The sequence below is a fragment of the Oceanobacillus sp. FSL W7-1293 genome (genome assembly GCF_037969815.1).
GTDB classification, from domain to species: domain Bacteria; phylum Bacillota; class Bacilli; order Bacillales; family Amphibacillaceae; genus Oceanobacillus; species Oceanobacillus oncorhynchi.
Genome location: NZ_CP150212.1, coordinates 4053915 through 4066672, shown reverse-complemented (window position 1 = coordinate 4066672; position 12758 = coordinate 4053915). Strand labels below are relative to the sequence as shown.

The 12758-nt window shown below is 38.8% G+C and carries 16 protein-coding genes; 7 read left to right on the top strand and 9 right to left on the bottom strand.

Annotated features, from left to right (window positions below):
• Window positions 1–6: 6 nt before the first annotated feature.
• Window positions 7–729: a Crp/Fnr family transcriptional regulator gene (locus tag MKY65_RS19790; protein WP_339179903.1), complete on the bottom strand. Its 723-nt coding sequence runs from the start codon at window positions 727–729 to the stop codon at window positions 7–9.
• 271 nt (window positions 730–1000) lie between these two features.
• Here MKY65_RS19790 and MKY65_RS19785 point away from each other — a divergent pair, with 271 nt between their 5' ends.
• Genes MKY65_RS19785 through modB form a run of 4 tightly spaced genes read left to right on the top strand, consistent with a single transcriptional unit; the run spans window position 1001 to window position 3586 of the window.
• On the top strand, window positions 1001–1600 hold the full coding sequence (locus MKY65_RS19785) for a molybdenum cofactor guanylyltransferase (protein WP_339179900.1): 600 nt from the start codon (window positions 1001–1003) through the stop codon (window positions 1598–1600).
• Between the two features lie 12 nt (window positions 1601–1612).
• Entirely contained in the window at window positions 1613–2131 is a 519-nt protein-coding gene (locus MKY65_RS19780) for a MogA/MoaB family molybdenum cofactor biosynthesis protein (protein WP_339179898.1), read from the top strand.
• Window positions 2132–2146: 15 nt separating this feature from the next.
• The gene (modA, locus tag MKY65_RS19775; RefSeq protein ID WP_339179895.1) at window positions 2147–2917 is read left to right on the top strand and encodes a molybdate ABC transporter substrate-binding protein; all 771 of its coding nucleotides are present in this window, start codon (window positions 2147–2149) and stop codon (window positions 2915–2917) included.
• Window positions 2918–2926: 9 nt separating this feature from the next.
• Window positions 2927–3586, top strand: a complete 660-nt coding sequence (gene modB, locus MKY65_RS19770) for a molybdate ABC transporter permease subunit (protein ID WP_339179892.1) — start codon at window positions 2927–2929, stop codon at window positions 3584–3586.
• Between the two features lie 102 nt (window positions 3587–3688).
• Here the strand turns inward: modB and moaC are convergent, their stop codons facing one another.
• Window positions 3689–4171, bottom strand: a complete 483-nt coding sequence (moaC, locus tag MKY65_RS19765) for a cyclic pyranopterin monophosphate synthase MoaC (protein ID WP_193064651.1) — start codon at window positions 4169–4171, stop codon at window positions 3689–3691.
• 123 nt (window positions 4172–4294) lie between these two features.
• Between moaC and cyoE the strand changes: the two genes are divergently transcribed.
• A complete protein-coding gene (gene cyoE, locus MKY65_RS19760; RefSeq protein WP_339179891.1) occupies window positions 4295–5179 on the top strand; it encodes a heme o synthase in 885 nt (294 codons plus the stop codon).
• Between the two features lie 116 nt (window positions 5180–5295).
• Window positions 5296–5439: a lmo0937 family membrane protein gene (locus MKY65_RS19755; RefSeq protein WP_193064652.1), complete on the top strand. Its 144-nt coding sequence runs from the start codon at window positions 5296–5298 to the stop codon at window positions 5437–5439.
• 470 nt (window positions 5440–5909) lie between these two features.
• On the opposite strand, the gene MKY65_RS19750 is transcribed toward MKY65_RS19755, so the two are convergent.
• From MKY65_RS19750 to MKY65_RS19735, 4 genes are all read right to left on the bottom strand, one after another.
• Window positions 5910–6656, bottom strand: a complete 747-nt coding sequence (locus MKY65_RS19750; protein WP_339179888.1) for a glucose 1-dehydrogenase — start codon at window positions 6654–6656, stop codon at window positions 5910–5912.
• Between the two features lie 121 nt (window positions 6657–6777).
• Window positions 6778–7149 carry a nuclear transport factor 2 family protein gene (locus tag MKY65_RS19745; RefSeq protein ID WP_339179886.1) on the bottom strand — a complete coding sequence of 124 codons (372 nt, stop codon included), beginning with the start codon at window positions 7147–7149 and terminating at the stop codon, window positions 6778–6780.
• 37 nt (window positions 7150–7186) lie between these two features.
• Window positions 7187–7942: a glucose 1-dehydrogenase gene (locus tag MKY65_RS19740; protein WP_339179884.1), complete on the bottom strand. Its 756-nt coding sequence runs from the start codon at window positions 7940–7942 to the stop codon at window positions 7187–7189.
• Window positions 7943–7945: 3 nt separating this feature from the next.
• On the bottom strand, window positions 7946–8347 hold the full coding sequence (locus MKY65_RS19735) for a MarR family transcriptional regulator (protein ID WP_339179881.1): 402 nt from the start codon (window positions 8345–8347) through the stop codon (window positions 7946–7948).
• Window positions 8348–8640: 293 nt separating this feature from the next.
• Between MKY65_RS19735 and MKY65_RS19730 the strand changes: the two genes are divergently transcribed.
• Window positions 8641–9429 carry an SDR family oxidoreductase gene (locus MKY65_RS19730; protein WP_339179879.1) on the top strand — a complete coding sequence of 263 codons (789 nt, stop codon included), beginning with the start codon at window positions 8641–8643 and terminating at the stop codon, window positions 9427–9429.
• A gap of 367 nt (window positions 9430–9796) precedes the next feature.
• Here the strand turns inward: MKY65_RS19730 and MKY65_RS19725 are convergent, their stop codons facing one another.
• From MKY65_RS19725 to MKY65_RS19715, 3 genes are all read right to left on the bottom strand, one after another.
• The gene (locus MKY65_RS19725) at window positions 9797–10345 is read right to left on the bottom strand and encodes a competence protein ComK (protein ID WP_339179876.1); all 549 of its coding nucleotides are present in this window, start codon (window positions 10343–10345) and stop codon (window positions 9797–9799) included.
• Between the two features lie 319 nt (window positions 10346–10664).
• Window positions 10665–11375, bottom strand: a complete 711-nt coding sequence (locus MKY65_RS19720; protein ID WP_339179873.1) for a DUF6612 family protein — start codon at window positions 11373–11375, stop codon at window positions 10665–10667.
• A gap of 166 nt (window positions 11376–11541) precedes the next feature.
• On the bottom strand, window positions 11542–12429 hold the full coding sequence (locus MKY65_RS19715; RefSeq protein ID WP_193065466.1) for a TetR/AcrR family transcriptional regulator: 888 nt from the start codon (window positions 12427–12429) through the stop codon (window positions 11542–11544).
• Window positions 12430–12758 lie beyond the last annotated feature (329 nt).

Here is a 12758-nt window from a genome sequence, read left to right as displayed (position 1 = left end):
CACCATCTAATTGATATTGCATATTTCAATTGGGCAGTTTTCACAGCCAATTTGGTCTCGTAAATAATCGATGTCTTTGATAAAAATACGGCCAGACTTATCCATAGATATAATATCACGTTTTCTTAAATCGACGAGCATCCGGTTAACGCTTTCCCGGGTCGCAGCGCAAAACTTAGCTAATTCTTGATTGGTGAGGACCAAATCGATTAGTATGCCATCTTTTTTGTTTATGCCGTAACTATTCGAAAGACGGATGATGGTTGAATATAATGCACCTTTTTTTCCGTTCAACAATAAATCTCTAATTTTGGATTGGTATTTACGCATATGGCTGCTCGTCCATTTTAAATATTCAAATGTTAAATGCGGGTTTGACATTAATGCTTTTTCTAATTGATCTTTTTGAATAACTAATACTTCGCCGCTATCAATAATTTTAGCACTCAGCATATATCTGGAATCATCACTAAAAATTGTCAACTCGCCAATAATATCCTGCTGTTTGCAAATACGAAGAATCATTTCTTTCCCGTCTGCTGTTAATTTGGAAACTTGGACCAGTCCGGATTTAATAATAAATATTTGTTCTGATTCTGTGCCTTCATGAAAGAGATACATGTGTTTTTCCATATTTTTTACCGTGCCGATTGAATGTAAAACTGCTCTAAGCTCTTCTGAAATGCTGTCTTTTCCTGTTTTTGATTGTAATAATGCGCTCGTTTGCATAGCAGTCAACTCCTTTATGGATGCAACATCTTATTTCTATTTTAACACTCGTATCTTTGAGTTGGTTTTCTTTCCGTTACGAATTTGTGAAATTTACCGCAGTGTAACTGGCTATAAGACTCCCACTTCAAGAAATGAAGGAAACGTATTATTTCTAAGTGGGAGATCTAACAGCCAGTAACGGCCCGATTGGTTCAACTAACCTTCAGTGGGAGATAAAAGAAAATCCCCACTGAAGGAAGTTTCACTTTACTACAAGGAGGTGTATTGTATGGGAAATATAGCTGGTCTTCTGCTAGCAGGGGGGCAATCGAGAAGGTTTGGCAGTCCGAAGGCTTTTCTTCGGATGAATGAGAAATACTTCTATCAATATTCTGTTGATTCATTGAGGGAAATCACGGACTCCATTGTGGTGATAACCAATACAGAGCTGAAAGCATTATTCGATGAGGAGGCAGATGATTTAGCAATCATAACAGATAACAAGTATGTTAAAGGAGCAGGTCCGCTAGCTGGGATATATACGGGAATGGAATATCTGTCAGCAGATTGGTATATGACGGCACCAATCGATGTGCCGTTTATAAATACGGCTATTTTCCATACGTTATTATCCTATAAAAAAGAAAATATAGATGCGGTCGTGCCAGTAGTTTCAGGAGAAATCCAACCGCTTATTTCTATTTATCATCATAGCGTAAAAGAAGTTATCTTGGATCAGCTTCAAAAAGAGATATTATCCGTTCATCGATTACTGGAGAATTTAAACGTAAGGTATATCCCGATGAAAGAGGAAAAATGCTTTTATAATATTAATCTGCGGGAGGATTATGATAAGTGGATTGCTGGTCCAAAAAATGAAAATAATTAGAGGTGGGTTAAAATGCTGACAACGCATCGAAAACATGCTGCTAAACATATTTCGTGTGCTGTTATCACAGTTAGTGATACAAGGACAAAAGAAACCGATAAAAGTGGAAAGAAAATCATTGATTTGTTAACAAATCGTGAACATCAAGTGAACTTTTACGAAATCATACCAGATGATGAGGATCATATTCGGAAGACAGTAGAAACAGCGGTTTTCAGCGGGGAAATCGAGGCGGTTATTGTAAATGGCGGGACAGGCATATCCCATCGAGATGTCACTATTGAATCGATTGAGCCTTTATTTGAAAAACAGCTACCCGGTTTTGGGGAACTGTTCAGACATTTGAGTTTTCACTATGATATTGGGACAGCCAGTATCTTATCGAGAGCGGTTTGCGGGGTTTGTAACCATTGCGTTATTTTTTCCATTCCGGGGTCAACTGGTGCGGTATCATTAGCAATGGAAAAAATCATATTGCCGGAAGTTGGACATATGGTCAGAGAAATCCATAAGGACTTAGAACACAGATAAGAAGGATGTTTCATTATGAGAAAGTATTCTATTTTTATTGTTATTTTAATTTTGCTTGCTGGAGGATGCTCTCAAGAGGGTGGAAGTGAAACCGAATTAACGATTTCTGCTGCTGCAAGTATGACAGAGAGTTTAACAGAACTGACGGAAATGTTTGAAGAGGAATATCCTGACATTCACATTTCTTATAACTATGGCGGTTCTGGTTCATTACGAAAACAAATTGAACAGGGAGCTCCGGTTGATATTTTTCTTTCTGCGTCAAGTATTGACTATGAAAAATTAGCTGATCAAGACAGCGTGGATAATGGAAAAGCAATACTTACAAATCAACTCGTTCTAATCAAACCCAAAGAAGGGGATACAGCCTCTCTGGATGATTTTATGGCAGGAGATGAGGTAATGGCAATCGGCACACCAGATGCAGTTCCGGCAGGTTCCTATGCAGAAGAAGCGCTCCAAAAATCAGGCCTGTGGGAGCAGCTGCAAGAGCAGAGCCGGCTTGTATATACGAAAGATGTTACGCAGGTGCTTACATTAGTAAAAGAAGGTGCTGCTGACGTTGGAATTGTGTATGCCAGTGATGTAAATGACGAAAAAGATGTAACAGTCATTCAAACCTTTGATTCAAGCCTTCATTCTCCAATTGAGTATTATATTGCTGCGCTTCAAAGTGAGGAAAAGGAAGAAGACGTGGAGCAGGCAAAAGATGCTTTCTACCAATTTATATCTAGTGAAGCAGCTAATGAAGTATTTGAAAATGATGGATTTCAACCAGTGGAGTAGGTGAGTAGCATGCAATGGTCATGGCATCCTGTTCAGTTATCATTTTATGTAGCAACCATCGCAACCGTAATTGCATTTCTTTTAGCCATTTTATCTGCCTTTTGGATCATTCGTAAAGATAGAAAAGGGAAGGCAATCATAGAGACAGTCTTTTTTCTGCCATTGGTGCTGCCGCCGACAGTTGTAGGCTTTTTTCTTATTATGATATTCGGTACAAATAGCTGGATTGGTCAATTCATAGAGGGTATAGCTGGCAAGAGTATATTGTTTACATCGACAGCAGCAATCATTGCAGCAATCGTTGTCGCCTTTCCATTAATCTATCAATCCATCAAAACAGGATTTTTAGCGGTTGATAAGGATATCGTAGGGGCTGCGAAAGTGGATGGTGCGGGAGATTGGGCTGCGCTTATAAAGGTAATCCTTCCGCTGTCGTATCGTTCCCTTACTACAGGTGCGGTGCTTGGATTTACAAGGGGATTTGGAGAGTTCGGTGCCACATTGATGTTTGCTGGAAATATACCTGGAAAAACGCAAACCATCCCAACCGCGATTTATTTGGCAATAGAAACAGGAGAAACAACACTTGCTTGGTATTATGTTTTAATTAGCATTGGTTTATCTTTTTTACTGCTGTTAATCATTAATCGAATGAAACCAAATGATTAAAACGCTGGCAGAGCCCGTGAGCTGGCAATACAGGCTCTATGGATTGGAGTAAATAATCATCTTTACGAATAAGGAAAAAGGAAAGCGGAGTTCTCCTCTGCATTATCTTTTATAATCTCCGCTTTTACCGCCGCTTTTTTCAAGTAAGTAGGTTTGGCCGATAACCATGCTTTTGTCTACTGCTTTGCACATATCGTAAACGGTCAATGCGGTTACGGAAGCGGCGGTTAATGCCTCCATTTCGACCCCGGTACTTCCCACTGTTTTTACCTCAGCATCGATGAGAAGCTCATACATTTCCTTATCCGTATGAACCCATTCAAAAGATAAATCAACGCCGCTAATAGGAATTGGGTGACACATTGGAATTAAAGAGGAAGTTTGTTTCGCCGCCATAATTCCTGCAACCTGGGCAACGGACAATACATCTCCTTTTTTAATTTTTTGCTGTGTAATATTTTCATAAACGATTTGATTCATCTGTATACTGGATCTTGCAATGGCTTTTCGAGCTGTTTCATTTTTGTTAGAAATATCGACCATTTTTGCTCGTCCATCGTCATTAAAATGAGTGAAATTTGCCATGTTCGTCACCTGACTTTTCTTTTAGATTTCATAATAAGTTTAGCTTAAGCTACTATTAAATTCAATATAGGCAGTAAAAGGAACCCGGAATATAAAGGTGGAATACGTTTAAAAGGGTGATGAATGATGGAACGAAAAAAACAATCTGATTTCTTAAATGATATTAAGTTACTTATAAAATTTAATGTACTAGCCGCAAATGTTCTTCCGGTAATAACAGGCTTTGTGTTGGCTATTTATATAACAAATGCCAGATTCTATAATTATTGGTTTCTCTTTATACTTGCTCTCATTGGATCGACTTTCGTGATGGCCGGAGCTTTGATTATAAATAATTGGTTTGATGCCGATATTGATTCCAAAATGGAGAGAACGAAAAAGCGGCCGACGGTAACAGGACATTTTACGGACAAACAAGTATTAACACTTGGTATTGGTACAACTGCGTTGGGATTTATCCTCCTTCTTGCTGTTAACTTGGAAACCACTTTATATGCATTTATCGGCTGGTTTACGTATGTTGTTTTATATACAATGTGGACGAAAAGAAAATATACGCTAAATACGATTATTGGCAGTGTTTCTGGGGCTGTTACGCCGCTGATTGGCTGGGCGGTTGTGGATTCGGCGATTCATCCGGTTCCTTTGACGATTTTCTTATTCCTATTTATTTGGCAAATTCCACACACCTTTGCTATCGCAATAAAAAGAAGTGAGGAGTATCGTGCGGCAGGAGTTCCGATGCTCCCTGTAGTATATGGATTTGAAATGACAAAAAGGCAAATGCTTGTATATGTCACCTGCCTGCTGCCGTTACCATTTCTTATAGCACAATTAGGAGTTCTCTTTATCGTTATTGCTGCCATTCTTAACGTTAGCTGGATTATATTAGCGCTTGCTGGATTTTGGATGAAGGATGTTCGAAAATGGGCGCAATGGAATTTCTTATATTCGGTTAATTATTTAATGATTATATTTATGTTACTTATCTTGGTTACTTTGTTTTAGTCGAACCTATCAGTCCGTTACGGGCTGTTTGACATCCCATTTAAAAAATGACATTTTTGTTTACCAAAAATAAGAAAAGGGAATAGCTTTGAAAGAAGAAAGGAGGAGGTCAGACTATGCTTTGGACTATTATCATCGTTATTCTAGTTTTATGGTTACTTGGATTCATCGGAGACATCGCTGGAAACCTTGTGCATATCCTATTAGTTGTGGCTTTAATCATCCTGATTTATCGACTTATAACTGGCCGTAAATCTTAGCTGGGTTGGATGAAACTTATTTTCATAATTGATATTAGAAGATAAATACCGTGGGGGCATTATATTGAAATTACCGAGAACGTCATAGTCATATTTAATATAATGTCCCCAGTTATATAATCAGAAATGATACATATGTAAATAAAAAACAATCAGTCGGATGGAAAGCGGAAAAGATGTCCCTAAATTAATCACACTATTAAAATTAGCAAATGTATTGGAGTCAGAGCTATCCATGAGAGGTAATCAAATTAATGATGAACAAGCAGCATCCATTTCAACTTTCGTACACCAAATCAGATAACGCGTCTTTGGTAGTCTTTGTATCTATCTTCTTTGAAGCACTCTTCATCCGCCTAAAGAAAAACACCCTCTCTATACGGAATGTGATTCTCGAAAAATCAAATCTTCCATATAAAGAGGGTGTTTTTTCTAGTTGAAAACTTCTTGCCTGCAAATACTAAACTTTATTAAAGTGCAGTCCAGCCGCCGTCAATAACCAGTTCAGCTCCAGTCATAAAGCGTGATTCATCCGATGCAAGGAACAGCACACCATATGCCACATCTTCCGGATTTCCGAAGTAAGGAAGCTGGGTGAATGTTTGATAATAAGGGGTTGCATCCGCAAAGGAATCTGCCGTCATTGGTGTTTCAATGATACCAGGGTGAACGGAATTGACGCGGATTTTATCTTTGCCATATTCTACAGCTGCAGATTTTGATAGAGATCGTAAAGCGCCTTTAGCAGCAGTGTATGGACTTGAACCAGCCATCCCAACAATGCCTCCGATAGAAGAAATATTAATTAGGGAGCCGCCGCCGGCTTTTTGCATTTCCGGAATAACGTATTTCATCCCGATAACACAGCCGTTTAAATTGATATCCATGACTTTATTCCATTCGTCCATCTCCATTTGTGCGATGGTTTTCGGACTGGATACACCTGCATTATTTACGAGTACATCTATTTTTCCATAATGCGTTACAGCTTCCTGGATAACCTGTTTCCATTCGTTCTCTGATGTCACATTATGTTTTAAGCCGATGGCATCTCCGCCATTTTCTTTAATTTCGTTGATTACCTCTTGCAGTACATTATCGTTAATATCTGTTGCGATTACTTTTGCTCCTTCTTGTGCAAAAAGCTTTGCTTCTGAAGCTCCCATCCCATTAGCTGCCCCGGTAATAATTGCTACTTTACCTGTTAATCTTCCCATTGTAATCATCCTTTTTATAAGTTATATAATTTGTCCATGCAGGCTTACTGACTCCTCGTCTCCTGCCAGATAGACTTGTGAAATGATATCTATTTTATTTCATTTCATGAAGCTTGCAGTATTAAAGCTGCTGGATATCGTCCGGCCCCCAATAGGCATGCATTGTTGCAATTTTACCGTTGGAATCAAATGTCATGACATCGGTGACGTCGATTCGAATAGGGCGGCCATCCTTTTCTGTGTGAACGGCAAAGGTGATGGCTGCTGCGTTACCATAAGAGCCGCGCGGCGGTGCCAATAGTTCTAAGGTAGCGCCGGACATGCTTTCTTTGTAAAATGCTTCTACTTCTTTACGTCCTGTTTTTGGCGGTGTGCCAACAGGATCCTCCACACTTGCTTCATCCGAAAATAAAGCTATTAAACGTTCGAGATCGTTTGCGTTGAAAGCATCAACATATGCGTGTAATGCTTTTTTCATGGTGGCGTTGTCCATAAATAACATGCTCCTTTGTTGGATAGGAATCTATACTCTATAAAGTCAAACCGCCATCAACGGCAATAATGGAACCGGTCATATAGCTGGAGCCGGCAGAAGCTAAGAAAGCAACTACATTGGCGACTTCGTCTGATTCGGCCATGCGCCCGATGACTGGAAAATCAATTTTCGGTGTGTTTCCGGTTTCCTCCCATGTTTTTTGGAACCCGGATACCAGGTTTGTTTCCACGCCGCCAGGACAGATCGCATTGACGCGGATCCCTTTATCGGCATACTCTTTTGCTGCTGATTTAGTCAAGCCGACGACGGCATGCTTGCTGGCAGAATAGGCTGCTAAGCTGTGTTCCACACGCAGGCCTGAGCTTGACGAGGTATTAATAATCACACCGGAACCTTGTTCTTCCATGACTTTTAATACATATTTCATTCCCAGGAATACCCCTTTAAAGTTGACGGAAACGACGCGATCGTACTCTTCATCCGGGATATCTGCTAATAAATAAGGCTTTTGAATGACTCCGGCATTGTTAAAGAAGACATCAATCCGGCCATAGGCTTTAACGGCTTCTTGTACATAATTCTGAACGTCTTCACTTTTGGAAACATCCGCTTTGACAAAAATGCCTTCTCCACCTTGTTCCTTCACCAGGCGAAGTGTTTCTTCTCCGGTTTGTTCATTGAAGTCAACTAAGACTAATTTCATGCCCTGCTCAGTTAATTTAAGGCTTGAGGCGCGTCCCATCCCGCTTCCTGCACCTGTAATGACTGCAATTTGTTCTGCTTCAGACATACATCATTTCTCCTTATCTATTTTATATTCTTTTAGATTATCTACCATTTTTTTATAATATCCATGTAGTTCACTTAGTTCTTCATCCGAAAAATCTTTCCATAAGGAATCGGTCAGTGTAAAATACTTTTCATTGATTTGGTCAAGTACCTCGGAACCCAAGGGAGTCATTTGCATTAGGGTTATCCGCCGATCGTTTTCCGATGTTTTCCTCTCAATATACCCTTTTTGTACCAGTTTATTCGTAAGGTTCGTAATAGCAGGTAAGCTGATTCCGATTCTTTCTGACAGCTCGGAGCTTTTCTGGGCACCTTCAGCTGTTAAAATTTCCAGGATATAAACCTGCGAACCGGAAATATCGCTGTCCAGTATTTTTCCATAAGCGATAATAAATTTATGAACCATCGTGGAAAGCAGTTTGGGAAGTTCATTTTTATTTTCCTCGTTAATAAGTTTCCACCTCCAATACTTAAGGGGTTTAATAGTTAAAAGGGTTAACTATTTATTTGTTAGTGTAAGCGTATTTACTTTTACTGTCAATTAATTGGATTCCCATTACATATTTTTGCTTTTCAGACAAAGCTAATTTCACATAAGAAATGGGCTTTTCCCCGTTTAATGAATACCTGCTTCATCCTTCTATAACTTGCCCCATATATGATATCATGATGAATAACAACGAAAGGGAGCGATATTCAATGGATTTAAAACTAACGAACAAAAAAGTACTTGTTTTAGCATCCAGCAGAGGCATCGGCAGAGAAATTGCCAGTAGGTATGCGGAAGAAGGAGCTTCTGTTATGATTACCGGCAGAAATGAAGATACTCTGAAAAAAACAGCAGCTGAGCTTTCCAATCAGACAGACAGCGAAATAATTCCGTTTGTTACGGATGTTTCGAAAAAGGAAGATATCGACCGTTTATTTGCTTTTGTGAAGGAACAGTTTGGCGTGCTTGATGTATTGGTAAGCAATGCAGGAGGACCGCCGGTTATTGATTTTGAATCCAGTGAGGAAACGGACTGGTATGATGCTTTTGAGTTAACCTTGATGAGTGCTGTCCGGGCGATGAAAGAAGCGATTCCTTTGATGAAGGCGAATGGACAGGGCAGGATATTATACATTGCCTCTACTTCTATTAAAGAACCAATCAGCGAGCTGCTGCTGTCTAATATTTTTCGAAGCGGTGTCCAGGCTCTTTGTAAATCGCTGGCAGCGGATTATGCGGCGAATGATATATTAATTAATATCGTAGGACCAGGAAAAATTGATACGGACCGGTTACGGAGCCTCGATGAGAAAAATGCGGAAAAGAATCAGGTTGCATTAGAGGATTGGAAAAATAAAGTCCAGGCCTCGATCCCGATCGGCCGATACGGCACGCCGGAGGAATTTGCAGATGCGGCCGTCTTCTTAGGCTCCTATCGAAATACGTATGTTACCGGACAGACATTATTGATAGATGGCGGTGTGGTTAAGGCTTATTGATGATGTGATTTATTTCATTTTTTATGGTTTTAATTCAGCTGGAAAAATTAATCTGTTGGACAAGGCTATTCTATTTATAACGAACGTAAAAACGCTTCTTTCCTTTGATCTGGAGGGAGGAGCGTTTTTGTGGTGGTTTACTAATAAGTTGAAAGGAATGAAACTTTTTATAGAGGAGATAAGGAGAGGATATTCTTGTTATGAGGGCTGGGATATATCGGTGTAATTTCCTATGGTGAACGTGCTGATTTAGAAAATATCAAACAATACACAGAACAAGAGCAACCAGACTTATGAGGTGAAAAACTCAGAAGAATGATTCCTGTGAGTGATTGTCTTGCTGTGAGATTGTTAAAAAACGTCACGCTTACTTCTGAGGCTCAACAGGTCCTTTTTGAATCAGCGTACTAAGAATCCTGCCTAATGCTTCAGATGGATCCTCTGAAGGCGGCACCCCATTTTCTTCGATGTTTTCAATGATTCCATTTAGCCGCTTGCAGCGCGAAAGTTGGTTATTTAATTGCTTTTTAGAGATTTTTAAAAATAACGTTGTGCCATCTTTGAATATAATATCACTTCCATCGCTTTTCTTCACAATTTTGGAAACATGATGGTAAAAAATCCATGCACACTTTTTATTGGAAAGCCCCTGCGTCGGAAATACAATAATTCCCCGGGCAACGCTGACGGGGACAGGGGTTTTTTGTGTATAACTTGTGTAATGAAGAACAGAAGCTCTTCTTCCAGCATAAGAAGACAGATTTTTTATGCAGTTTTGCTCAATGATTTCAAAGGGTTTTTCTTCGAAAGTAAGCATATGTTCATTATCTGATTCAAGGACTTTTGATGCGACTTTGGATGTTGTTCCTGGTAATATCGCCATGGTTTTCCCGGTTATTTCGTAAGTAGGTGCCATAACAACCCTCCTTATGTTTATATTTTTAACAGATTATGTATCTCATAAAAATAGTTTACCATATTCAAAATAATAAATAAACATAAAATGTTTTTATTTTTCAAAAATTAATAACTATTATTTTGAAAAATGAATTTTGTAGCTAATTCTATGCAATCAGAAAAATTACTGGGCCTGTCTAATTTGTGTGCTTCTAAGGGGTCAATCTAGCATTTGCCTGCATAAAAAGAGCCCCTTCATAAAGCTTTAGCGCATTACGAAGAGGTTCTATTGCACATCTATTTCAATGAAACCTGATACCGGTACAAACTGCGTCTGGTTAAGATGCTTCTTCTAGCGCTTCATCAGGTATTTCAATGTCATCAATATTATTTACATCATCATAGTTTACAAGAATATTTATATCTACATTGCCGGTTTCATTTTCAACGGAGAGGTTGTATTCTAAATTCTCAATATAGAAATCCTTCTTGTTTACTTCAAAGGTGTAATCTAAAGTCATGTCCTCATCAGCAATATCCGAACCGCCTAACAGAATATTGAATGGGCCTTCAAATGCTTCATAAATATCCCGTTCAAAGCCATCATAATGAAAGGTGTAGGTTCCGCCTTCCGAATCAAATTCAGCATAATCAATGACAGCTTCCAGGACAGAAACAACCTCTCTGTAGGATGGGCTGAATAAAGGTTCATTTTCTTCCGCTTCTCTCACTACCCAAGGATTATCTGCTTCCTGTGTATAAATTTCCTCGCCGGCACGATACGTTTCGATGGAGGTTACTTCTCCATCCGCTTCCGCTGTAGAAATCTGATGCAGTGCTGCAGGGTCCTCTGTCACTTGAACTTCTATGTTATAGCTTGTCGTTCTGGTAAGGTCAGATGTATCAATTGTAAAGTCAGCTGCGTATTGATTCACATCACGATGGGAACTTAGTACATTTTCAACAACCTCATCTTCACTTGCTTCCTGAGAACAAGCAATCAAAAAGAATAGCAGGGAAATAGAAAGCAAAGTGTATATCTTTTTCACGTTTTCACCACCTTTCTTAAATATGGGTAAATTATCTCAAACTCTAACTTATAGTCTATAACATTCACAAAGGTTTTGTAAATTAGCTGCAACATCAAAATGTATGCGATTTTTTCTTTATTTTGGGAAAATAAACCTTTTCTAACTCTGGAAAGGAAAACGATTGTTAGCTATTTTCCCTTTTCTCCTCCATGAATTGCGTAAACAGTATTTGAATATATTTTCCCTTATCCTCTAATTCGGTATGCAATAAGGCGTTCTGATAGGAATTCATGACGCTTTCCATCAAAAATAAATTGGGATTCTCTAATTTGAGCTGTTCTAGTAAAAAGTGATGATAATATGTCAGTTTATCATTTTTCAGCTTGTCTACTCTGCAGTTTAACGCTGTTAATATTTGCTGTAATTCCACTTTGCTGTCTTGCTCTCCAGCATCCTTTATCTGATGGTAGGGGAGAAAATAGTCAGCCTGTAAAAAGGGCGGATGTAAGTTTGCTCGTTCAATCTGCCCGAGAGCAAAATAAATCGTTTCTTCTATCGGAATTTCTGTTTTGTTGATATCCATTAATATTTTAGAGGTTAAATGGATGGTGCCAAAGCAGGTAACCGCATCGTCATAGGCGTGTTTTTGTTTCTTAGCACCGAACACGTCACAAATCCGTTCAGCCATCCACGTGACTTCCTCCAGGTATTGCTGGTTTAGGAATTCTTTTAATTCTTGATGTGCTGTATCTGAACTGGCCAAAGAAGCGAACAAGGCCATCAGGTTATGTTTTTTATCAATATGAAAACGGGCAGCAATCTGTTTAACAAAAACCTCTTTGTCTGAGGAGGATTTTCCAAGAGCAAGCTGATGGCGGTCGTGGATAACTTCCTCCTTGATAAATGACAAAATGGCCATTAAGCATTCCGTTTTGGAAGAAAAATAATTATAGAATGTTCCTTTTGATACATTGGCTGCTTCTAAAATATCCTGGATTGGAGTCGCAGAAAACCCTTTCTTAATAAAAAGCGTTTGTGCAGCTTCAATAATTTGTTTCTTTTTCTTGTTCATGTAACCGTCCCTTTATATAAAATTTTGCGAAAATAGAATAGGTGTACAATATTTATGATAGTCTACATCCCTTGATATATCAACATTTTAAAATCATTGAAAGATTTATGTTGCATTTATTGGACAACAGGTATAAAATAGTTAAGTCTTAAGTGAGAGGCTGCTTTGAAACAACAAATAAATGTTTTTTAACCCTCTTCTTAATGCCGTTATTTGTATGTCAGAAAAGCACTACGCAGCATAGAAACGTATTTCAGTGCAACAAAAATTTTAACATAACAGACAGAAGGAAACATGATTTTTCCTATGGAGAGAAAGTGAGGGTATAT